At 68.1% G+C, this 21,575-nt stretch carries 20 protein-coding genes and 2 pseudogenes; 11 read left to right on the forward strand and 11 right to left on the reverse strand.

Annotation, left to right across the window (positions count from 1 at the left end; genetic code table 11):
* The first annotated feature begins 68 nt into the window (after positions 1-68).
* The 8 genes from OG395_RS05215 (at position 69) to OG395_RS05250 (ending at position 7,612) form a co-directional block, all read left to right on the forward strand.
* Entirely contained in the window at positions 69-1,073 is a 1,005-nt protein-coding gene (locus OG395_RS05215; RefSeq protein ID WP_327241815.1) for a hypothetical protein, read from the forward strand.
* Between the two features lie 4 nt (positions 1,074-1,077).
* Positions 1,078-2,082 carry a phosphotransferase family protein gene (locus OG395_RS05220; RefSeq protein WP_327241816.1) on the forward strand — a complete coding sequence of 335 codons (1,005 nt, stop codon included), beginning with the start codon at positions 1,078-1,080 and terminating at the stop codon, positions 2,080-2,082.
* Positions 2,079-2,483, forward strand: a complete 405-nt coding sequence (locus OG395_RS05225) for a hypothetical protein (RefSeq protein ID WP_327241817.1) — start codon at positions 2,079-2,081, stop codon at positions 2,481-2,483. The genes OG395_RS05220 and OG395_RS05225 overlap by 4 nt, the downstream gene beginning before the upstream one ends.
* A gap of 25 nt (positions 2,484-2,508) precedes the next feature.
* Entirely contained in the window at positions 2,509-3,423 is a 915-nt protein-coding gene (locus tag OG395_RS05230) for an LLM class flavin-dependent oxidoreductase (RefSeq protein WP_327241818.1), read from the forward strand.
* Between the two features lie 122 nt (positions 3,424-3,545).
* Positions 3,546-4,691: an acyl-CoA dehydrogenase family protein gene (locus OG395_RS05235; RefSeq protein ID WP_327241819.1), complete on the forward strand. Its 1,146-nt coding sequence runs from the start codon at positions 3,546-3,548 to the stop codon at positions 4,689-4,691.
* Positions 4,691-5,752: an acyl-CoA dehydrogenase family protein gene (locus OG395_RS05240; RefSeq protein ID WP_327241820.1), complete on the forward strand. Its 1,062-nt coding sequence runs from the start codon at positions 4,691-4,693 to the stop codon at positions 5,750-5,752. The genes OG395_RS05235 and OG395_RS05240 overlap by 1 nt, the downstream gene beginning before the upstream one ends.
* Before the next feature lie 94 nt (positions 5,753-5,846).
* Positions 5,847-6,998, forward strand: a complete 1,152-nt coding sequence (locus OG395_RS05245) for an acyl-CoA dehydrogenase family protein (protein WP_327241821.1) — start codon at positions 5,847-5,849, stop codon at positions 6,996-6,998.
* Between the two features lie 44 nt (positions 6,999-7,042).
* A complete protein-coding gene (locus OG395_RS05250) occupies positions 7,043-7,612 on the forward strand; it encodes a TetR/AcrR family transcriptional regulator (protein ID WP_327241822.1) in 570 nt (189 codons plus the stop codon).
* On the opposite strand, the gene OG395_RS05255 is transcribed toward OG395_RS05250, so the two are convergent.
* The 3 genes from OG395_RS05255 to OG395_RS05265 form a co-directional block, all read right to left on the reverse strand.
* Positions 7,575-8,240, reverse strand: coding sequence for a TetR family transcriptional regulator (locus OG395_RS05255; protein WP_327241823.1), 666 nt, complete (start codon positions 8,238-8,240; stop codon positions 7,575-7,577). The genes OG395_RS05250 and OG395_RS05255 overlap by 38 nt on opposite strands.
* 105 nt (positions 8,241-8,345) lie before the next feature.
* Entirely contained in the window at positions 8,346-8,555 is a 210-nt protein-coding gene (locus tag OG395_RS05260) for a transposase (RefSeq protein WP_327241824.1), read from the reverse strand.
* A 131-nt stretch (positions 8,556-8,686) separates the two neighbouring features.
* Complete coding sequence (locus OG395_RS05265) at positions 8,687-9,136, reverse strand: PaaI family thioesterase (RefSeq protein ID WP_327241825.1); 450 nt, start codon at positions 9,134-9,136, stop codon at positions 8,687-8,689.
* A gap of 452 nt (positions 9,137-9,588) precedes the next feature.
* On the opposite strand from OG395_RS05265, the gene OG395_RS05270 reads away from it, so the two are divergent.
* Complete coding sequence (locus tag OG395_RS05270; protein WP_327241826.1) at positions 9,589-11,085, forward strand: class I adenylate-forming enzyme family protein; 1,497 nt, start codon at positions 9,589-9,591, stop codon at positions 11,083-11,085.
* Positions 11,082-11,480 (forward strand): nuclear transport factor 2 family protein, encoded by a 399-nt coding sequence (locus OG395_RS05275; protein ID WP_327241827.1) that lies wholly within the window; start codon positions 11,082-11,084, stop codon positions 11,478-11,480. The genes OG395_RS05270 and OG395_RS05275 overlap by 4 nt, the downstream gene beginning before the upstream one ends.
* Before the next feature lie 413 nt (positions 11,481-11,893).
* On the opposite strand, the gene OG395_RS05280 is transcribed toward OG395_RS05275, so the two are convergent.
* The 3 genes from OG395_RS05280 to OG395_RS05290 all read right to left on the reverse strand — a co-directional run bounded on the left by OG395_RS05280 (position 11,894) and on the right by OG395_RS05290 (position 14,903).
* On the reverse strand, positions 11,894-13,057 hold the full coding sequence (locus OG395_RS05280) for a thiolase family protein (protein WP_327241828.1): 1,164 nt from the start codon (positions 13,055-13,057) through the stop codon (positions 11,894-11,896).
* Entirely contained in the window at positions 13,054-14,058 is a 1,005-nt protein-coding gene (locus OG395_RS05285) for an NAD(P)H-dependent flavin oxidoreductase (RefSeq protein WP_327241829.1), read from the reverse strand. The genes OG395_RS05280 and OG395_RS05285 overlap by 4 nt, the downstream gene beginning before the upstream one ends.
* Before the next feature lie 68 nt (positions 14,059-14,126).
* Positions 14,127-14,903 carry an enoyl-CoA hydratase/isomerase family protein gene (locus OG395_RS05290; protein WP_327241830.1) on the reverse strand — a complete coding sequence of 259 codons (777 nt, stop codon included), beginning with the start codon at positions 14,901-14,903 and terminating at the stop codon, positions 14,127-14,129.
* Between the two features lie 156 nt (positions 14,904-15,059).
* On the opposite strand from OG395_RS05290, the gene OG395_RS05295 reads away from it, so the two are divergent.
* Positions 15,060-17,033, forward strand: coding sequence for a flavin-containing monooxygenase (locus OG395_RS05295; RefSeq protein ID WP_327241831.1), 1,974 nt, complete (start codon positions 15,060-15,062; stop codon positions 17,031-17,033).
* Here the strand turns inward: OG395_RS05295 and OG395_RS05300 are convergent.
* The 5 genes and pseudogenes from OG395_RS05300 to OG395_RS05320 form a co-directional block, all read right to left on the reverse strand.
* Positions 17,034-17,294, reverse strand: a pseudogene (locus OG395_RS05300) (IS5/IS1182 family transposase); the annotation flags it as partial.
* 241 nt (positions 17,295-17,535) lie between these two features.
* Positions 17,536-19,212 carry an FAD-dependent oxidoreductase gene (locus OG395_RS05305; RefSeq protein ID WP_327241832.1) on the reverse strand — a complete coding sequence of 559 codons (1,677 nt, stop codon included), beginning with the start codon at positions 19,210-19,212 and terminating at the stop codon, positions 17,536-17,538.
* Between the two features lie 118 nt (positions 19,213-19,330).
* On the reverse strand, positions 19,331-19,699 hold the full coding sequence (locus tag OG395_RS05310) for an EthD domain-containing protein (protein WP_327241833.1): 369 nt from the start codon (positions 19,697-19,699) through the stop codon (positions 19,331-19,333).
* A 116-nt stretch (positions 19,700-19,815) separates the two neighbouring features.
* Positions 19,816-21,267: pseudogene (locus OG395_RS05315) on the reverse strand (aldehyde dehydrogenase family protein).
* Positions 21,268-21,359: 92 nt separating this feature from the next.
* Complete coding sequence (locus OG395_RS05320; RefSeq protein WP_327241835.1) at positions 21,360-21,575, reverse strand: ferredoxin; 216 nt, start codon at positions 21,573-21,575, stop codon at positions 21,360-21,362.

The following is a 21,575-nucleotide window of genomic DNA, read 5'->3' on the forward strand; positions in this document are numbered from 1 at the left end:
CCGTGGGGCAGCCCGGGCATATTATTGAGATGCATAGACTCACAAAGATGGGACGGACGATGTCGACGATGATTCCTGAGGGCCTGACCCCCGCGGACGAGGGAACTCACCTGTGCCCCCCTGGGTTCGACGGGCTGTGGGGTGACACTTTCTGGGTCAGTGTCGTCGACCCCGAGGCGAACGTCCACGGTGTCAACCACTTCCACCTGACGAACAAGGGGTACGCCCGGCTGACCGCCTTCTACGTCATTGACGGCGAGCACCAGTGGTACGGCAACAAGGTCCCCTTCGACGCCGGTCAGGGCGGCATCACGTCGTTCGGCGACGAGCGCATCTCGTACGAGGTGGTGCGGCCCTTCGAGGAGATCCGCATCCGGCTCGACGGCACCCGGTTCGCCTTCGACCTCACCTTCACCGGGCGCTTCCAGGCCTTCAACTACGACAACTTCGAGCGTGACCCGATGAAGAACGTCGGCAAGACCGCCGTGGTGCACGGAGGTCACTGGGAGCAGGCCCTGGCCGTCACCGGCACGGTCGAGCTCCGGCACGGGCCGAATAGTGGCGACGTGCGCACGATCGACTCGTTCGGCTTCCGTGACCGCAGTTGGTCCACTCGGTTCTCGGAGGAGTCGCCGTGGGCGGATTCCAACCGCCCTGACCGGCAGGCCCACTTCTGGCCCTCGATCTCCCTTCCCGAGCGGCACATCAGCCTCATGGGGATCGTCGCGACGAGGACCTCCGGTGGGCAGGAGCCGGTCGTGGCCGGTTTCGTGGCCGACAAGGACGGTTCGCGTGAGGTCAGGTCGGCCAGCATGGTCCCCGTCGAGGGAGACCTGCGGACCCAGTCGAAGTTCGGGTACCGGATCGAGCTGGACACCGGCGAGGTCCTCAACGTGCGGACGACGGACCACTTCGGCACGATCAAGCTCTGGGACCGTGGCGAGAACGACCTCGAGAACCGCTTCGACTGCTACGAGCCCTTCGTGGCCTTCGAGGTTGAGGAGACCGGCGAGCGCGGTGTCGGCGTGTGCGAGTACAGCGTGATCCCGCCGCGCCCGCGTTGGCAGGCATGACCTCATGGGTGAGCCCTACTTCACCGAGCGGGTCCGCGAGGTCGTCCTGACGCGCCTCCCAGAGCTTGGGGTGCGCGAGGTCGTCTCGGTGGACCGTCTCTCTGGCGGCCTCTCCTTCGAGACCTACACCGTCAGCACGAGGATGGTGGACGGACCGGGTCGGCTGATCCTGCGTCGCGAGCCGACGGGTGGCCCGCTGGCTCCCTACGACATCGGATTCGAGGCCGAGATCTACCGGTCGCTCGCCGGCTCATCTGTCCCCGTTCCCGAGGTCTACCTCCACGAGCCCGACACGGCCGTGCTGGACCGTCCGTTCGTCATCGCAGAGTTCGTCCCGGGTGAGGCCTTCGTGCACTCCTCGGCGAGGTTTGACGACGCCGGCATGCGCGAGGAGGTCCTCGGCCGGTTCGTGGAGATGCTCGCCCGGGTCCACACCGTCCCCGTCGAGGGCCTGCCGTGCGGACCGGGTGGGGTCGGGACGGGGGCCGGGGACGAGGTGCGGCACTGGCGGCAGCGCTTCGCCGAGGTGGAGCTGTCGCCGCGGCCCATCATCCGTCGGGTCCTCGACGTCCTCGAGGAGCACGCGCCGAGGGACCACCCCCAGGCCCTCGTGCACGGCGACTTCCGTCTGTCGAACCTGCTGTGGCGGGACGGCGAGATCGCTTGTGTGCTCGACTGGGAGCGCTCGTTCATCGGGGACCCCCTCGCCGACGTTGCCTTCACGCGCAACAAGGCGCTTGCCGGATGGTGCAGGATCGGGGGCCCGGCAGCCGAGCGGTACACCGAGCTGACCGGGTACGAGATTGACCCCCGGCGCATTCTCTTCTGGCAGCTCGTCGAGCTGGTCAAGGTGGTGTACGTGGGCATGGCGTCAGCCGCCTCGCTGGCCCGGGGCGGGACGACGGATCTCCGGCTCCTGTCCGTCGCAAACGCCTCGACCGCCGTCGAGCCCGCGATGGTCCGACTCGTCGATGCCCTGGTCTCCGGGGCCAAGGAGGGCGCACGATGATCTGGATGACGACCGAGGATCTCATCGATACCGTGCGCCGGTCCCTCCTCGAGAACGTCGCACCTGCTGTCGAGGACCCCTTCGCCAGGGTGCAGGTGATCGCCGCGGCGCACGTCATGCTCGAGCTGCGGCAACGGCTCGAGACCGGTGACCCTGTGGTGCGCGACAGCGCGGCCCTCAATGCGCTGCTCGAGTCCTGGGGTGAGCCTCGGACGGCTAGCGACCCTGCCGATCCCCGTGCAGCCAACCGCGACGCCCGGACTGCCGTCTCGCGAGCGATCGCCCAGCAGGACGACGAGCGGGCCAGCACGATGATGGCCGAGCTCGCACGGGTCGAGGCGGCCGTCGCCAAGGAGGACATGACGTGGGTGTGCCGGGAGGCCATGGCCACGCTCGAGTGACCCACGAGACCAAGGACGGGAAGCCATGCGGATCGGGTTGAGCATCAGCGGGCTGGCGAACACGGCGGACGAGGCGAGATATGCCGAGGACGCAGGCTTCGACTTCGTCGGCTGCGGCGAGCACGTCTTCTTCCACGGCCCGACCCCCAACGCCTTCGTCGCCCTGGCGGTGGCAGCGGGTGCCACGAGCCGCATCAGGCTTGTCACGTCGATTGCGCTCGCGCCGGTCTACCCCTCCGCACTCTTCGCGAAGCTCGCCGCGGCGCTCGACGTCGTCAGTGGAGGCCGGCTCGACCTCGGCGTCGGCGCCGGTGGGGAGTATGCCTCCGAATTCGAGGCGACCGGCGTGGACGTGACCGAGCGCTTCCGCCGGCTCGAGGAGGCGCTGGGAGTCCTCCGGCGGCTCAGCACCGGCCAGCGGGTCACGTTCGAGGGCGAGTTCACGAGGCTCGACGGTGTCGCGCTCCAGCCGCCGCCGACGCGACAGGCCGGGCCGCCCATCTGGATGGGCGGCCGGGGAGAGGGAGCCCTGCGCCGGGCAGGCCGGTGGGCTGACGTCTGGATGCCCTATCTCCTCGACCCGGATCGGGTGCGCACGGGACTCCAGAAGGTCCGGGACCATGCAGCCTCGGCGGGACGCGACCCGGAGGCGATCGGTGCGGCCCTCCTGGCCTGGACCGCGGTTGATCACGACGGTGAATGGGCACGCACGACTGGCCTGGGCACGGTGAGCACGACCTATCGGCAGGACTTCTCAGGGCTCGCGGATCGTTACCTTCTCCTCGGGTCCCCCGGCCGAGTGCTGGATCGCCTGGCGGAGTTCGCGAACGCCGGAGTCGAGCACGTCCTCTTCCAGGTTGCCGCCTCCGAGCCCGATGACCGGAGGAAGATCATCGAGACGCTCGCCGAGCACGTGCTCTCCGCAGCCAGGCGATTCTGAGGCCCGCCCTCACCCATCATTATGAGACTGTATGATTCAAAAGATAGTTCGGGCGATCCGGTGCGCAGATCCCGTGAAGGCAGCGCACGGCCTACTGACAGGAAATGTGACGGGAGGTCACCGTGCAGCGTTCACTCGTTCCCCGCGTCGTGGGCGAGGGCCCACGCCTGCAGGCGCTCCGGGCCGAGGTGCGCGGATTCGTAGCCGAGCAAGCCGCCGCGGGGATGTTCGTTCCTCACGTGGACACGTGGCTGACGAGCTGGGACCGTCAGTTCACCCGCGAGCTCGGACGGCGAGGCTGGCTCGGGATGGTCATCCCGAAGAGGTACGGCGGGCAGGGCAGAACCTTCCTCGAGCGCTTCGTCGTGACGGAGGAGCTCCTCGCCGGAGGGGCGCCCGTGGCGGCGCACTGGATCGGCGAACGACAGGTCGGCCCGTCGATCCTGCGGTTCGGGAGTGAGTCGATCAAGGAGGCGTTCCTGCCCGGAATCAGCCGTGGCGAGCTGCTCTTCGGGATCGGCATGTCCGAGCCGGAGTCCGGATCGGACCTCGCGAGCGTCCAGACCCGGGCAACGCAGACCGAGGGCGGCTGGCTTCTCACCGGCACCAAGGTCTGGACGTCGGGGGCGCACCGGGCCGACTGCTTCATCGTTCTCGCACGGAGTGCGCCGCTCGACCCGCAGGCCAGGCACGCGGGTCTCAGCCAGTACCTTGTCGACCTGGGAGCGGAGGGCGTGACCATCAGTCCGATCGTGTCCATGAGTGGCGACCACCACTTCAACGAGGTGCACCTCGAAGACGTGTTCGTCCCCGACGACCGGGTCCTCGGGCGGATCGGCGACGGATGGCGGCAGGTGACGTCCGAGCTCGGCTACGAGCGCAGCGGTCCCGAGCGGATCCTCTCCACGTGGGCGCTGCTGGCGGCTGCGGTCGGGGCCGTCGAGCGCGGTGACCTCCCGGAGGACCCCCAGCTCGGCCGCCTCGTCGGTCGCGTCGCCGCACTGCGGCAGATGTCGTTGGCGGTCTCGAGCGCCCTTGAGGCGCAGGAGGACGCGGACACGGCAGCGGCCGTCGTGAAGCTGCTGGGGACGGCGACCGAGGGCGACATCGCCGAGCACGTCGCGACACTCGCCGCCAACGGTCACCTGGACGACGGGTTGAGAGTCCTGCTCGATGCCGCACTGCTCCAGCGTCCCGGCTACACACTGCGTGGCGGCACGAACGAGATTCTCACGGGCGTTGTTGCCCGAGGACTGGGGCTGCGCTGATGACCCATCGCAACGAGAACCTGACGACGGGCCCTGCGGCCGATCCCGGCCTCGTCGACATGCTCACCCATCTCCTGGACAAGCACCGCTCGCGATGTGTGCCCTCGGCCCGAGTCGACCTCGACCGCGACCTCTGGCAGCAGCTTGACCAGCTCGGTCTCACCCTCCTGTCGACGAGCGAGCAGCAGGGTGGCAGCGGAGGGACCATCCTCGACTCTGTGGCGCTGCTCGGACTCGCGGCTGGAGCGGGCGCCGCGGTACCTCTCGCGGAGCACGACCTGCTCGCCGCGTGGCTCCTCGCGGAGGCCGGGCTCCCCCTCCATGGCGAAGTCCGCACCGCAGCTCGTCCAGCCGCCGGCGGAATGAGCCGATCCGTGCCCTGGGGAGGCCAGACGGATGGCGTCGTCGCCCTGTGGCACGACGAGCACGACGGAGTGTGGCGAGTCTCGGACTTCGAGGGAGACGGCCTCCACGTGGCCCCGGAGAAAGATCTCTCGGGACTCCCGCGCGCGAGCATCCAGTTCGATCTCCAGGCCCTCAGGGCCGGCACGGAGGTCGCCCCCGAGGTCGCGGACCTGTATGCCCTCCGCGGAAGCCTCGCTCGCTGCGCCCAGATGGCTGGAGCCATGGAGGCGGCCCTCGACGTGGTCGTGACGTACGCGAACGAGAGGGTGCAGTTCGGGCGACCCCTCGGCCGGTTCCAGGCCGTCCAGCACCTCGTCGTCGGGATCGCCGCCGAGGTGTCGCTCGCCCGCGCCGCAACGGACGCCGCGGCACAGGCGGTCATGCTGCGGGGATGGGGCGACGAGCACACTCGGTTCCTCATCGCGGCCGCCCGCTCGGGCGTCGGGCATGCCTCGTCGCTGGTGGTCCGTTCGGCCCACCAGGTGCTGGGGGCGATCGGCACGACCGAGGAGCACCCGCTGCACCTTCTGACCACGCCGGTGCTGGCATGGCGCAGCGACTTCGGTTCGATGCGCGAATGGGATGCCGAGCTGACGAGGTTTGCGGTGCGGACCAGCCGTAGTGGTCTGTGGAACCACGTCGCACCCCTCTCGTAATGGCCGGGTGGTGGGAGCCACCGAGTGACCTTTGGGACGCAGGGCCCGAGGACGTGTGGCCGGGGGATCCGGCCGGGATACAAGGAGCGGACTTGTGAGACGCACTCTTTTCGACGAGGACCACGATGCCTTCCGCGCCTCGGTGCGCACCTTCGTGGAGCGCGAGATCCAGCCCTACTACCGCGAGTGGTCCGAGCGAGGCCTCGTGGACCGGGACATGTACACCAAGGCGGCCCAGCAGGGCCTCATAGGGCTCCAGGTGCCCGAGGAGTACGGCGGAGCCGGAGCGACGAGCTACAAGTTCAACGCGGTGTTCATCGAGGAGACGATCCTCGGTGACGCGAACCTCGGCTCCCTGCGGGTGCACTCCGAGGTCTGCCTGCCCTATCTGCTCCACTACTGCACGGAGGAGCAGCGGCGCAGGTGGCTCCCCGCCGTCGCTCGTGGTGATCTCGTCCTCGCTCTTGCGATCACTGAGCCCGGGACGGGATCGGACGTCGCAGGGGTTATGACGACAGCGAGGCGCGACGGCGGCCACTACGTCCTCAACGGGGCAAAGACCTTCATCACCGGTGGCGCCAACGCCGACCGGGTGCTTGTCGTGTGCCGGACCGCGCCGGCCTCGGAGGACGACAGGCGCTCAGGGCTCTCGATCCTTGTCGTCGACTCACGCAGCCCCGGATTCAAGGTGGGGCGGAAGCTGGACAAGATCGGCTTGCGGGCGCAGGACACGGTGGAACTCTCGTTCTCCGACGTCCGGGTTCCAGTGGAGGATGTGCTGGGTGAAGAAGGGCGCGCCTTCGAGTACCTTGCCCACAATCTCGCTCAGGAGCGCCTGACGATAGCCGTCGCAGGGATGGCTTCGGCTGTGCGGGCCCTGCAGTTGGCGACCTCGTACGCCAAGGAGAGAAGCGTCTTCGGCAAACGTCTCCAGGACTTCCAGAACACCAAGTTCGTCCTGGCGGAGTGCGCCACCGACATCGCGGCGGGACAGGCGCTTGTGGACCAGGCGATCGAGGCGCTTGACCGTGACGAACTCACCCCCGCGGACGCCGCGCGGGCGAAGCTGTTCGTCTCGGAGCTGCAGCAGCGAGTCGTTGACAAGTGCCTTCAGGTGCACGGGGGGTACGGCTACATCAACGAGTATCCGATCGCCGGCCTCTACACGGATGCGCGCGTCACCCGAATCTTCGGCGGCACCTCGGAAGTCATGAAGTCCATCATCGCCAAGTCGCTCGGCCTCTGATGGTGCCGAGCGGGGCGGCGCGGGCGTCTCGTAGACTCTCCGTCATGCCCCGTCACCAAGAGATTCTGCTCGCCGCCGAGAAGCTGTTCTTCGAGCGCAGCTTCGACGGCGTCGGGGTCGATGACATCGGCAAGGCCGCGGGGACGAGCGGCTCGGCCATCTATCGGCACTTCTCGGGCAAGGACGAGATCCTGGCCGCGCTCTTCAGCCGTATGCTCGACGAGCTGCTCGTCCAGTCGGGCAAACCCGGCAGTGATCCGTACGAAGAGCTGGACTCCTTGCTCCGAGGCTTCATCGAACTCGCGATGAGCCACGAGAAGCTCGCAGCGATCTGGGTCCGGGAGCAGCGCTCGTTGGCGGATCCCTACCGGCGCGAACACTTCCGGCGCCTGCACCGGTTCTCCGACCGGTGGGTCGAGTGTCTGGGCCGTTGCTACCAGGGGCGATCGCGCGAGGAGCTGGTGGTTGCCGCCCGTGCCGTTCAAACCATGCTGCTGTCGGAGGCCCTACGCCCGCCGGAGACCCGACGACTCGGCTCGGCGCCCGAGTTGATGCTGCAGATGGCTCGGGCGAGCCTCACCGCGCTGAACGCCCCGGGGACTGAGCGCGGCTAGACCGCGGGCGCGGAGCGGGCGGGAGCAGCGCGAGCGCGGCTTCCGTGATCGCCTTACGCGTGTACTTGCTGCTGGGGCGGTACCACCTCGAGATCCACAAGCATTGACCGAGGAGCAGTCGGGCCGTGACGACCGGGTCGGCCTCGGCCAGCAGGCCGTTGGCCATGGCGTCCTTGAGGACCTTGACCCACAGGTTCTCGTAGTGCCGGCTGAATGAACGCCATCGCTCGTAGGAGTCCGGGGGCAGGCCCCCACCGCCGAAGAAGACGGGCAAGTAGCCGCGCATGCGCACCGAAGCGTCCACCTGGAGGGTGATCAGGGCCTCGAGCTTCTCGCGTGCCGTGTCGTCGCTGCCGACGATCTGCTCGGCCAAGGCCGTGAGCTCCTTGGTGCTCCGTTCGAAGAGCACGGCGATGATGTGCTCCTTTGTGGGATAGGTGCGGTAGAGCGTGGCTCGGGACACGTTCAATCTGTCCGCCGCGGCGGTAACGCTGACCCCATCGTGCCCCTCCTCCTCGTAAAGCTTGGCGACGGTGGCGGCTAGCGCGTCCGGGTCGATCACCCGCCGCGGCCGGCCCAGCGGCCGCTTGCCATCGCCGTTTGTGTCCTGACGCCCTGACTCTGTCACTTTTGAGACCCCCCGTGCTGGAAGCGATTCTGTAGTGATGAGATGATACGGCTAGTCTCGCTTCTGTGACGTCGCCGTACGGCGGCCCGCGGATCCGGAATCGTGTTACGGTGCCGACCCGGCGCTGGTCAGGCTGGCCCGCTCGCCGGCCTCGGCCTCGGCCTGCTTGACCCAGTCGCGCATCGCGGTCTCGGTCAAGTCGAAGTCCTTGGCGACCTGACCGATAGAGCGGTCACCACGCTGACCCAGCTCGACGATCTCAGCCTTGCACTTCGGCGTGAAGGCGCGGCGAGGATGCGGCTGCGTCTTCTCCATGCTCTCCATGATGGACATCGTCCTTCCTGGGCCGAAGCCCCTGATCTTCGATGTCCGTCAAAGCAGGTCAAGACCACTCGGTGCACGTGTCGACGGGGCGAGTGCCCACGTCCGGCCGGCTGGCGCTACTGTCATGGCAGACGAGAGCGCTCCAGCGCGCGGCGGGCTTCTCGGCTCGGGCGCACCGACATCACCCCGCTCGCCTCCGCGTAGAGCTCGCCGTCAGCACCGGTCACCTGCACCCGTGCGAAGACCACGGTGCGCCCGGATCGCTGGACCGACACCGACAGCCTCATAGGGAGAACACAGGGCCGGTAGTAGTCGATGTTGAGCGACGCCGTCGCGACACCGTCACCCGCATGGACCATGCGAACGCACACGACGCCAAGCGCATGGTCGATGACAGCGGCGACCACCCCGCCGTGGACGGCGCCGTTCGGGTTGACGGAGATGGGGCTGCTCTCGACGACGAATTCACCCGACCCCGGGGCGAGGCAGATGCACCGGACGTCGAAGCCGGCCGCAAGGGGTAGCGTGTCTGCCCACGTGCGCCACTCCTCGTCCGACGCGTCGACCGGCACGAGGGGATATTCCTCGGATGTGGTGTTGTGCGTGGCGTGCCTCCGGCTCGTGGGTCGCCGTGACGACTCCAGTCATGTCCTCGGGACGACGGAACCTCTGGCCTCGCACACGCTTGGCCACGTCTCGTTCCGGAGCTCTCCCAGCTCGGCACCTCACGAGGACTCGGGATCTCGCTCTCGACGGTCATGGCCCCTGTCCACGGCAATTCTATGGTTCCGAGATTCTGAATGTCTAAACGGGCCGTCAAATGTAGCCGTAAGCGCCGTTGACCCTGCGCTGCGGGTACTTATAATGAGACTCGAGAAGTCAAAAATATGCGGCGTCGAGGGGCGCCGCGAGCCCACGGCGACTGATGACCACCCCGTGGGTCACCGAGCCGGTTATGGATTGACTTGCGGCGCCTGCCAGGTGACGGGTGGCTGAGGCAGGCGAACAGTGGGGAGTTGGAGCCATGGACCACGGTCAGCAGCTCGACGGTGACTCGAAGCCCGCCTCGTGGGACTACGTCCCCGAGTACGGCAACCAGCCGCCGCCGTGGCGTCGCCTGCTCGTTGAGCGGATCCTGCGGTTGGCCGCCCGTCGCCGGCCGGCCGACGTCGCCGTGATCTGTGGGGACCGGTCGCTGACCTGGCGTGAGTTCGACCAGCTGGCCGACCAGGCCGCGGACGGGCTCCTGCGATCGGGTCTCCAGCCGGGCTCTGTCGTTGCGCTCAGTGCCACGAACCTGCCAGAGACCTTCGCCATGATGTTCGGCATCGCCCGGGCAGGTATGGTCGTCCTCCCGCTGAACCCGATGAGCTCCGCGAAGGAGATCGAGTTCCAACTCTCCGAGGCTGAGGCGGATCTGACAATCTCAGCGGCGGGACCCACCGTCCTCGACATCATCGACAGGGGTGAGCGTGGCGTCGAGCACGAGGCTGACGTCGAGGAGACCTCACCCTACTGGGTGCGTTTCACCTCCGGCACGACCGGCCTGCCGCGGATGTTCCCGAACAGCCAGCGCAACATCAGCCTCCAGGCCCTCCACATGGCAGTCGACCTGAGATACCGCTCGGACGACACGTTCCTCGTCAATGCCCCGCTCGCGCACGCCGCGTTCAACTTCGCGCTGGCCGCGGTGCAGGTGGGGGCCAAGGTGGTGCTCCACGAGAAGTTCGACCCGAAGACCATCTGGCAGGACTGCGACGAGCAGGGCGTGACGCAGATGTTCATGGTGCCGACCATGCTGGCGGCGGCGCTGCCGAACCCCGGCGACGCCAAGAGCCTCCGTACGGTCTTCCTCGTCGGCTCCTCGCTGCCCCCCACGCTCAAGTCGGCGGCTGTCAGACGATTCCCGCACGTCGAGTTCACCGAGCTGTACGGGACGTCCGAGCTGGGGATGCTCACCCTGCTGCGCGGCGAGGAGAGCGCAGGCCGGGAGGGCTCGGTAGGGCTCCCGCACTTCGGCGCGCAGGCCCTCATCCTCGATGACGAGGGCAACAATCTCCCCACAGGTGAGATCGGCACTATCTACCTTCAGGGCCTGATCATGACCAGCGGCTTCAACGGCTCGGTGCCCGCACCGGAGAACGCCGCCAGAAACGGGTGGGTCACCGCGGGTGACATGGGTCGGGTCGACGAGGACGGATACCTGTACCTGGCGGACCGCCGGTCCGACCTCATCGTGACCGGCGGGATGAACGTCTACCCGGCCGAGGTCGAGAACGTCCTGCTCGAGGTGCCGGGCGTGCGCGAGGTCGCGGTCGTCGGGGTGCCCGACGACTACTGGGGCCAGCGGGTGACCGCCGTCGTCGTCGGGGACGCGTCACAGGACGCGCTCGACGCCCACTGCCGGAGGCTTCTGGCGGGATACAAGATCCCACGGAGCTACCGCTTCCTCGATGTGCTTCCCACGTCCCCCACCGGCAAGGTCCTGCGCCGGGTCCTGCGCGAGGAGGCCCAGCAGTGACGGCGAGGGCCCAAGATGTCCTCCAGGAGTTCATGACCAGGCTCGGAGATCCGGCGACCATTCGTCAGGCCTTCGACCTCGTAGCTGAAGAGTTCGTCGCCCACGAGCCCGACAGCCTGCCGTACAGGGGTGAGCACCACGGACCGCGCGGCATGCGTGCCCTCCTGCGGCAGATCAACGAGCTCTTCGAACTCACGGTCCAGGACGTCCGGGTGAGCGGGGCCGGGGACGGGCGCGCTCTCGCGGACGTCGAGCTCCGGGTGAGGTCACGCTCGTCCAGTTCGGAGATCGTTACGAGGGTGCTCGAGCTATACCAGATCAAGGACGGGAAAATCGTCGGACTCGACGTCTTCTACCGCGACACCCACGCCCTCCTGGGTCTCCTCGAGGGCTGAGGAAGGTGAAGTGGTCCTAGGTCGTGCGCATACGCCTTGACGGTGTCTGGTGACCGCGCGGTCGGGTGGGCGAGAGAGCGCTCGATCGGGGCCCAGCAGGCCGCCTGGCCGGCCACCTGCGCCGACGGTGCGCCAGGTCGAAGTCGCGGGTGTGGCCGGCGCCGTGCCGGGCCCAGGGCACCGCGGCGACCACCACCCCGTGCCGCGGGCAGGCCATGCGGCACGTCCGCCTCCGGGAACAGCGGCAGCGGGCGGCGTCCAGGTGCCACCACCGGCGGCTGCCCGCGCCGTGGTCGTAGCGCGGGCAGCGGGCGCGGCAGAGACCGCACCGCCGCCGGAACCGGGACTTCGGCCGCACCGCGACCACCAGGGCGGGGCATTGGCTCCGGACAGCAAGCTGACACGGACGCGGCCTACACTTCGAGGACCACCGCCCCGCCCATACCTCCACCAGCGCACATCGCCGCGACGCCGAGGCCACCTCCCCGTCGTCGCAGGGCGTGCACGAGGGTCGTCACCATGCGCGCACCCGAGGCGGCTATCGGGTGCCCCAGACTGCACCCTGATCCGTGGATGTTGACCGCTTCCTCGTCGATACCGTGCACTCGTACGGCGGCGAGCGGCACCGAGGCGAATGCCTCGTTGATCTCCCACAGGGCGACGTCCGAGACCGCCAGGGAGGCGCGCCCGAGGATCTTGGGGATCACCTCGACCGCGGCCATACCGGTGCGGTGCGGCTCGACTCCGACTGCGTCCCATCCGCGGATCGTCGCGAGCGGCTGGAGGCCGTGTTCGCGGGCGTAGTCGCCGCTCACGACCACGAGCGTGGCCGCTGCATCGTTGATCCCGCTCGCGTTGCCCGCAGTGATCGAGAACCCCTCGATCTCGGGGTGAACGGGCTGCAGAGCGGAGAGCTTCTCAAGTGACGTCGAGCGACGTGGGTGCTCGTCCTGGGCGAAGTGCGCCCCGCCCCCGTCGACCGTCACCGAGAGCGGGACCACCTCATCCGCGAAGAGGCCCCCGTCGATCGCGGCAACCGCTCGATGGTGCGAGCGCAATGCCCACTCGTCCATCTCCCGTCGTGACAAGCCCGTCTCCTGCGCGGTGCTCCACCCGACGGTGATCGTCACGTCGTCCGTGGCACCGTCGTGGTGGGGGAACGTGGGGGCCATCCCGACACGTGGCTGGCTCGAGCCGGAGACCCGCCACTCCAGGGCGGGCGCCGTCGATGCAGACTCCGTCCCGCCCGCGACGACGACGTCAGCGGCCCCGGAGCGCACAGCAGCGGCCGCGTTCCCGAGGGCGGTGAGGCTTCCCGCACAGTGGCGGTTCACCGCCTGGCCGGGCACCCCGGCCAGCCCGACCGCCACCGCGGCGTGGCGAGCGATGACCCCGCCGCCGGCGAGCGACTCCGCGAGGATCACGTCGTCGATGTCGGACGGCTCGACGCCCGAGCGCTCCACGCACGCACGGAGCACCTGCTGGGCGAGCTCGGCGGCACTGGTGTCCCTCAGCGTCCCCTTGAATGCCGTGCCGATGGGTGTCCGGACCGCACTGACGATGACCGCATCGTTCATGCCGCGACCTCCCGCCCGACGGATGCCATCGACGAAAGCCTGTCCTCGATGAGCACGCACGCCTCTTCGACGATCCGGTCGATGAGCTCGGCCACGGTGGGGATGTCGGTGATCAGCCCCTGGACCATTCCCGCTGTCCAGATGCCGAGTTCGGGATCCCCCTCCTCGAACACTCTGCGTCCCCGCACCCCGGCGACGAGGTCGCGGACGACCTCGAAGCGTGGATCCTTCCCGAGCAGGCGCACGACCTCACGGCTCACGCTGTTGCTCGCCACCCTGGCCGTGTTGCGCAGGGGGCGGAAGATCAGCTCGGTGTCCCGCTCGGTGGCCGACACGATCGCCTGCTTGATCGGTCCGGCGATCGGAGACTCCGCCGTACACATGAACCGGGTGCCCATGTTCACTCCGTCCGCGCCCAGGGCGAGTGCGGCCACCAGGCCGCGGGCATCGGCGATCCCCCCGGAGGCGATGAACGGGATCGACACGGTGTTCGCCGCACGTGGGATGAGGACGAGTCCGGGGATGTCGTCCTCACCCGGGTGCCCGGCACATTCGAACCCGTCGATGCTCAGGGCATCGACGCCCACCGCCTGGGCCTTGAGCGCGTGCCGGATGCTTGTGCACTTGTGGATAATCCTGATGCCCTCGGGCTTGAGCATCTCGACGAACTCGGTCGGCAGGTTGCCGGCCGTCTCGACGATAGTGACACCCGAGTCGATGATGGCCCGGCAGTACTCGGCATACGGCGGCGGCGTGATCGACGGCAAGATCGTGAGATTGACACCGAACGGTTGATCGGTCAGAGTGCGGCAGCGCTCGATCTCGCGAGCGAGATCGCGAGGCGTCGGCTGGGTCAGCGCGGTGATGAACCCCAGGGCGCCGGCGTTCGCCACCGCCGCCACGAGTTCAGCACGTCCGACCCACTGCATTCCCCCCTGCACCACGGGATGAGTGACTCCGAAGAGCTCAGTGAATCGGGTCGAGATCCTGCGATCGGTCATGGTGTCTCCCTAACGTAGTCGGCTGGGGGCGTGACCCGGGTGTCATGCGCGCGCCTCCCGCTCAGTGCTCAACGCCCTCGGAACTCCGGCACCCGACGCTCCTGGAAGGCCGCGATCCCCTCCAACAAGTCCTCGGATGCGAGGGTCTGTTGCTCCAGGGCGAAGGAGAGGTCGAGCACCTCTCCGGCTCGTTGCGCCGCAAGCCGGTTCAGCGCCCTCTTGGTCCCCTGGACGGCGAGCGGGGCACGAGCGGCCATCCGTCCCGCGATGTCGAGGGCGAGGGGCAGGACCTCCTCCGGAGCGTCCACGAGGTCGGTGACGAGGCCGAATCCGTATGCCGTGGTCGCATCGAGAGAGTCGCCGGTCAGGAGATAGCGACGCGCGCGCAGCATACCGGCCGCATGAGGCCACGCCACACAACCCCCGTCGCCGGCCACAAGTCCCACTGCGACGTGGGTGTCGGCGATCGTCGCGCCACGTGCCGCGACGACTGCGTCGCAGAGCAGGACGATCGTTGCCCCCACCCCGATCGCCGCCCCGTGCACCGCGGCGACGACGGGCTGGGGAATCGACAGGAGCGCGTCGACGAGGCGCCGTCCGTCATCGACAATCCGCTGTCTCGCAGCGACGTTCGAGTGGGCGAGCCGCATGAGATCGAAGTCGCCGCCCGCCGAGAAGACCTTCCCCGTCGAGGCAAGCACGACCGCTCGGACCGAGCGATCGTCAGCGACATCCCGCAGGACCGCAATCATCTCACTGTGGAAACCCTCGTCGACACGGTTCATCAGGTCGGGCCGGCTCAGGGTGACCTGGAGAACCCCATCAGCCGGTCGACTCAGCCGCATGCAAGCGAGCTTGGATTCACCCATTCTGAGACCTCTCGTATCGAGTGTCTTGGTATCTTATTGAGACCCACAGTCTATTATCTCATCAGCCGCATGGCCAGTGCGGGTCGAACGGACCATCACCCAGCGCGCCTCCTCATCGACAAAGGACGAACCGTGACACTTGTGACACCAGACACCGGAACCGACGACGTCGACGACGCTGCTTTCGAGGAGAGACTCGCCTGGGCCCTCGAGGACGCCAACCTGCCCACGATCCTTGCGGTCCTCACGCACCTCACGGGCAACTGGTCCTACCTGCAAAGCCAGTTCGCGCCCGGGCCGATGCGTGGTCCAGGCGACCATGACGACGCGGGGCTGGCGAAGGAGTCCCAGCGTGAGCTGCGTGCGACGGCACACCTGGTGATCCTCGACCATATGCGCGGCGCTCTCCCCCAGGTCCCGGCTCCCACCCCTGAGCAGCTCGTCGAGATTCTCAGTCTCGTTGTCGGGGACGACGTGCCCGCGAACACGGCTGGACTGCTTGCCGAAGAGCTCGGCACAGCGAGCCGGACGCCCGCCTCCCTCACGGAGCCGTCACGCCACGGTGCACCCCACACCCTGATCGTCGGGACGGGGTTCTCCGGCCTCGCCGCCGCCATCCGACTCGAGGAGGCCGGTCTGCCGTTCACCATCATCGACAAGAACGACGGTGTCGGTGGGACCTGGCACGAGAACACCTATCCCGGCTGCGGTGTGGACACCCCGGTCCACCTCTACTCCTTCGCCTTCGCGCAGCGCCCCGACTGGCCGCGATACTTCGCCGGGCAGGGGGATGTGCAGGGCTACCTGGTAAGCGTCGCCGAGCAGCACGGCATACGGGAGAAGGTGCAGTACGGTACCGAGCTCGAGTCGGCCACCTGGAACGACACGGCCCAGCACTGGAGCGTCACGCTGCGCATGCCGGACGGCACCCGCCGGGAGGCCGACTACGGCGTCATCGTCAGCGCCGTGGGGCAATTCAACAGGCCATCAAGCCCGAAGCTCCCGGGGCTGGACACCTTCACAGGGCCCGTGGTCCACACGGCGGCGTGGGACCCCCAGCTCGACCTGGCTGGTAAGCGTGTCGCGGTCGTCGGCAGCGGAGCCTCGGCCATGCAGCTCGTGCCCGCCATCCGGCGAAAGGCTTCTCACGTCACCGTCTTCCAGCGCTCACCCCAGTGGATCCTGCCCAACCCCAACGCGGGCGAGGACGTCAGCGAGCAGAAGAAGTTCCTCATGGCACACGTGCCCTGGTACCTCGGCTGGTACCGACTGCGGCAGGTCTGGAACTTCGGCGACCGGATGTACCGGATCCTGCGCGTCGACCCCAGTTGGGAGCACCCCGAGCGCTCGGTCAACGCTGCCAACGAACGGCACCGCGTCTTCCTCACGGGGTACATCGAGCGGCAGCTGAAGGGGCGTCCTGAGCTCATCGAGGCCAGCACCCCGGCCTACCCCCCGTACGGCAAGCGGCCGCTGCTCGACCACGGCTGGTTCGAGTCCCTGACGAGTGAGAACGTCGACCTCGTCCCGGAGAGCGTCGCGAAGGTGGACCAGACCGGGGTAACCACCAGGTCAGGGCGGCACGTCGAGGTCGACGTGATCGTACTGGCCACCGGGTTCGACGCGATCAACATGCTCGGCCCGATGGAGCTGCGTGGGCGCAGCGGCGCCACGCTGCGGGACACGTGGGGCGTCGACGACGCACGTGCCTACCTCGGCATGAGCATGCCCGACTTCCCCAACTTCTTCATGCTCTTCGGCCCTAACACCAACGCCGGCCACGGCGGGAGCCTGGTGATGACCGTCGAGATGCAGGTCCGCTACATCCTCGAACTGCTCACCCACATGAGCGTGGAGGGGATCGGCAGTGCGGAGGTGCGTACAGAGGCCTTTGAGCGGTTCATGACCGAGCTGGACCAAGCCCTCGAGGGCGCGGTGTGGAGCCATCCGGGGATGACGAGCTACTACCGGAACGCCAAGGGCCGGATCGTCACGAACCTCCCTTGGACGAACGCCGAGTACTGGACCCGCACCCGCCACGTGGATCTCGGCGACTACGTGCTCACGCCGAGGAAGACTGCAACCGGGGCCGGCCCGGAGACGTGATCATGTGGCGGGGCGGACGCTGCGGATCCGGATGTTCGAGCCTCCAAGCCGGAGTCCGGCCAGGTAGCTGTCGGGCGTCCTGTCGTACTGGGTGGCCACGCCCCGCCACGCCTTCCTCTTGTTGATCAGCCGCTCCACCGTGTGGCGGTCCTTGTACCGCTCGGTGTCGTGGGAGACCGGACGGCCACCTGCGCTGCCCTTCTTCTTGCGGTGGGCCGCCTGGTCTGCCTTCCCGGGGATCACTGCCCGGATTCCGCGTCGACACACCTATGAGGGCGGGCTTCAGGGCAGACAGCCGCCCGGCCCGGCGTGCTCGGGGCTGGAGCTGGGTGAGGCGGAAGAATTCTTGCTCCTCCGGCTGGGGTTGTCCCTGGCGGCAGGCCGGGCGGAGACGGTCTCACACGCACCCCTGCGGCTCCATGCGCCGCTGGCGGGCCTGGCGCCATGACCCTGGTCCGGGGCCGGGCTGCTCCGGTTCTGCCGAGTGCCTCTCAGCCGGACATCAACCGCGGGACTTTGCGATCACGTCCAGGATCTCAGCCTTGGTGGTCAGCTTGACGCGGGGACGGCCGACCGTGCGACCACGCTGCTTCTCGAGCCGGTCCACGACGCTCCACTCGGGGTAGCCGAGAACGTCCGGCTGTCGCTGCCTGAGCATCGCCCCGAGTGAACCGGGATCCGTCGACGGGTCGTCGAGGGCCCCGGCCTCGAAGTCGTCAATGAGTGCCTCGACGGTCTCGAGCGCGCAACCACGGTTGGTCCCGATCACCCCACGGGGCCCGCGCTTGATCCATCCGGTGACGTACACCCCGGGCACTGGGGACCCCTGATCCGTGACTCGCCCCGCCAGGTTGGGGATGACACCTCGGGTGTCATCGAACGGGACACCGGGGACGGGTTCACCGTGGTAGCCGATCGAGCGCAGGACCAGGAAGGCATCGAGGGTCTCCGCGTCGTCGGTCGCCACCGATCCGAGCTCTCCGCCGACCTCGACCAGCTCGTTCCTCACGACCTTGACGCTCTCCACCTTGTCCTCCCCGAGAATCTCCACCGGGGACGCGCGGTACCGGAACACGATCCGGCGACGGCCCAGGGCGAGGGGTCGGCGGGAGTACTCCTCCGCGAGGCTGAGCTTCAGTGCGAGCTCGGGATCAAGGTCCGGGTCGGCGGCCGTCCGCTCGCTGAACGGGTCGAGCACAAGCTCCTTGCCGTCGATGACCACGTCGACGTCGTCGAGGTAGCCGAGGGCCAGGAACTCGGCACTGCTGTATGCCGCTTGCAGCGGCCCGCGCCGGCCGAGGAGTACGACCTCCCGAACCTTGCTCTCACGCAGGGCGTAGAGGGCGTGGTCGGCGATGTCGGTCGTGGCGAGGACGTCGGGATCGGTGAGCAGGATCCGCGCTGCATCGAGGGCCACATTGCCGTTCCCGACGATGGCAACGCGCTCACCCGAGAGATCGAACTCAGTGTCCGCGAAGTCCGGGTGTCCGTTGTACCAGGCCACGAAACGCGAGGCCGCGTGGCTGCCGGGAAGGTCCTCACCGGGAATCCCGAGCCGGCGCTCGGACGATGCGCCGACGGCGTAGATCACCGCGTGCGCGTGCTCGAGGAGCTCCTCGTGACTGACGTCCCTGCCCGCCTCGACGTTCAGGTGGAGCCGCATCGCCTCCCGTTTGAAGGCGGGCTCGAAGATGCCTGACACGGCCTTCGTCGCCGAGTGGTCCGGCGCCACCCCGGCCCGCACCAGACCCCACGGGGTAGGAAGGCGCTCCAGCATGTCGACCTGGACGTTGGAGCGGCGCAGCAGATCGTTGGCCGCGTAACAGGCGGCTGGACCCGACCCGACGATCACGACCCGCAAAGGTCGGCTGGGCGATCTCCTCGGCCGGCCGGCGCCGATGGCTTCGGGTCTGCTCTGCAACGGGTGGCGTTCGAAGTACCGGGCGTTGATGTCCTCGTACCGCAAGAGGTGCTGTGGCAACTCGTCGGCTGAGTAGATCGCTCCCACCGGGCAGGCCTCGACACAGGCACCGCAGTCGATGCACGCGCCCGGATCGATGTAGAGCATCTCCGCCGACGCGAAAGCCGGGTCCTCGCGGGTCGGCCGAATGCAGTCCACGGGGCACTGGGGCAGGCAGCTCGCGTCGTTGCAGCAGCGCTGAGTGATCACGTAGGCCATAGGGCTCCTTCGGTCTGCTCATTCGAACCGCCCGGGCGGTCAGTGCCCGCCCGGGCAGGACTCGTCGGCTTCGTTCGGCGTTCACGGGTCGCACAACTTCGCTCTCGCAGCCCAGGAGTCAGGAGACGGACTCCTCGCACAGGAACGAGATGCGCGAGGACTGATCGAGGAAGGAGTTCTCGTCATCCAGGAACGCCTTGAACTGCTCCGGCTCCTGGACGAGGCGCTGCATCTCCTCGAGCCCCTCCATGCTGAGGAACGAGATGACGGTCACGGCGTCGTACGGGGCCTCGTTGACCTCCTCCCCCGTGGCCCAGAGGTCCGGGTCCGCCGTGATGAAGTTGCGCGAGTACCGGTCATAGACGTGGTCGAAGCACTTCTCGGCCATCTTCGCGTGGACGTTGTCGTAGTGCTGCCGGAACTCCTCCATGGAGATGCCCGGCTTGCGCTTGAGGAGCAGGACGAGGCTGACCCTCTGTGAGGACATGAGACTTCTCCGAATTCTCTTGGGGTCCAGGGGAACTCGCCGATCGACCCGGGGGCGCTGCGGAGGGCCCACGGGCCGTTGAGGTGTCCCGTGGATCGTCAGCGCTCGGACACGTGTCAGAGCGCGACGCAGACGTTCTTCGTGCGGCAGAACTCGAGGATCCCCGACAGACCCCCTTCCTTTCCGTAGCCGCTGCCCTTGAAGCCGCTGAAAGGTGCGTGGGGTGCGGTGGCGGGCATCGCTCCGTTCATGGAGACCAAGCCCGCGTCCAGCCGGGAGGCAAGCCTGTGGGCGCGGGCCAGGTTGTTAGTGTGCACGTATGCCGCGAGCCCGTACTTCGTGTCGTTCGCCAGCGCCACGGCCTCGTCCTCGTCGTCGAACGGTGTGACCGCCAGGACGGGCCCGAACAACTCCTCCTGTACCAGGGAGCAGTTGTTGTCGACGTCGGCGAAGACGGTCGGCCGCAGGTACGACCCCGCTCGCTCCAGCCGATCGCCACCGCAGACAAGCTCGCCGTCCCCGCGCTCCTTGGCAGACGAGATGTGGCCCGCCAGCCGGGTTGCCGCAGCCTCGGAGATGACGGCCCCATGAGGGTCGCGGGGTCGGTGGCGTCGCCGATCGTGACGTGGTCGAGGAACGCCTGCAGGCCTCCGACCACCTGCTCGTAGACGCCACGCTGCACGAACAGCCGGGTCCCTGCCACGCAGATCTGGCCGCCCATCGTGATGAGCCCGAACAGAGGCCCCGACCGCACGCTCGATGTCGGCGTCGTCGAAGACGAGGTTCGCGGACTTACCTCCGAGCTCCAGCAGCACCGGCGTGACGTTGCACGCCGCTACCGCCTGCACGCGCCGGCCGGTCTCCGGACCTCCGGTGAAGCTCACCTTGGCGACTCCCAAGTGCGAGACGAGTGCCTCGCCGAGCCGACCGTCGCCGGACAGAACCGTGAGGACCCCGTCGGGCAGGCCGGCCTCGCTGCAGAGTTCGGCGAAGCGGAGCAGGGTGTACGGCGCGAGCTCCGGCGGCTTGACGATGACGCTGCAGCCAGCGACGAGCGCGGCCGCCGCCTTCATGCCGATACCAGTGATGGGCGCGTTCCACGTGAGCACCAACGCGACCACGCCGACAGGCTCGTGCACGGTGTAGTCGAGCATCCGTGGCATCGGGATCTGCTCGCCGATGAGCCGGTCGGCCCATCCGGCGTAGTAGTCGAACCAGTCGGCGCTGCCCGCGGTGACGAAGTCGGCTGTCGCGACGGGGGCCCCAGCCTCCAGGGTGGTCAGGGCGCTGAGCTGCGCGTGCTCCGAGCGGATCGTCGAGGCGATGCTACGCGGGATCTCTGCCCGCCGGGCGCCGGGCACGGCTGCCCACTGGCCGAGTGCACTGCGCCCGACACTGGCGGCCTCGTCGAGCTCCTCGGTCGCGGCAAGGGGGAATGCGGCGGTGACTTCACCGTTCGCGGGATTGACGTGCTCCATCTCGCCGCCCGATGCGACCGACAGGGTCCGGTCACCGATGCGGAAGGTCGTGGGAACGACACGTGTGGTGTCCATGGACGGGTTCTCCATTGAGGCGGATGAGGTGAGACTTCGTGAGATCCGGATACGTCGATGGGACAAGGCGGTTCAGCCGGTTCGCCACACGGCTGAACCGACTCGAGCTAGCCGGTTCCAGACCCCAGGTCCGCCTCGAGGATCGTGATGGCGCGCTCCGGGCACGCCCTTGCCCCGGCGCGGGCGTGCGACTCCTGATCCGGAGGAAGGTCGCCGTCGACGGGGAGGGCATAGCCCTCGTCGTCAAGCAAGAAGAGGTCCGGTGCGGCGACAGCACACTGGGCGTGACCGGAGCACAGGCCCTGGTTGACAAGGGCGCGCAT

It is taken from the genome of Streptomyces sp. NBC_01320 (assembly GCF_035974375.1).
Lineage (GTDB): Bacteria > Actinomycetota > Actinomycetes > Streptomycetales > Streptomycetaceae > Streptomyces > Streptomyces yanii.

Coding starts and splice junctions, on each gene's coding strand:
- OG395_RS05240 (WP_327241820.1), top strand. CDS start 4,691: ATGACCCATCGCAACGAGAACCTGACGACGGGCCCTGCGGCCGATCCC.
- OG395_RS05225 (WP_327241817.1), top strand. CDS start 2,079: ATGATCTGGATGACGACCGAGGATCTCATCGATACCGTGCGCCGGTCC.
- OG395_RS05230 (WP_327241818.1), top strand. CDS start 2,509: ATGCGGATCGGGTTGAGCATCAGCGGGCTGGCGAACACGGCGGACGAG.
- OG395_RS05310 (WP_327241833.1), bottom strand. CDS start 19,699: ATGTCCTCACAGAGGGTCAGCCTCGTCCTGCTCCTCAAGCGCAAGCCG.
- OG395_RS05215 (WP_327241815.1), top strand. CDS start 69: ATGATTCCTGAGGGCCTGACCCCCGCGGACGAGGGAACTCACCTGTGC.
- OG395_RS05250 (WP_327241822.1), top strand. CDS start 7,043: ATGCCCCGTCACCAAGAGATTCTGCTCGCCGCCGAGAAGCTGTTCTTC.
- OG395_RS05270 (WP_327241826.1), top strand. CDS start 9,589: ATGGACCACGGTCAGCAGCTCGACGGTGACTCGAAGCCCGCCTCGTGG.
- OG395_RS05280 (WP_327241828.1), bottom strand. CDS start 13,057: ATGAACGATGCGGTCATCGTCAGTGCGGTCCGGACACCCATCGGCACG.
- OG395_RS05260 (WP_327241824.1), bottom strand. CDS start 8,555: ATGGAGAAGACGCAGCCGCATCCTCGCCGCGCCTTCACGCCGAAGTGC.
- OG395_RS05285 (WP_327241829.1), bottom strand. CDS start 14,058: ATGACCGATCGCAGGATCTCGACCCGATTCACTGAGCTCTTCGGAGTC.
- OG395_RS05220 (WP_327241816.1), top strand. CDS start 1,078: ATGGGTGAGCCCTACTTCACCGAGCGGGTCCGCGAGGTCGTCCTGACG.
- OG395_RS05320 (WP_327241835.1), bottom strand. CDS start 21,575: ATGCGCGCCCTTGTCAACCAGGGCCTGTGCTCCGGTCACGCCCAGTGT.
- OG395_RS05305 (WP_327241832.1), bottom strand. CDS start 19,212: ATGGCCTACGTGATCACTCAGCGCTGCTGCAACGACGCGAGCTGCCTG.
- OG395_RS05290 (WP_327241830.1), bottom strand. CDS start 14,903: ATGCGGCTGAGTCGACCGGCTGATGGGGTTCTCCAGGTCACCCTGAGC.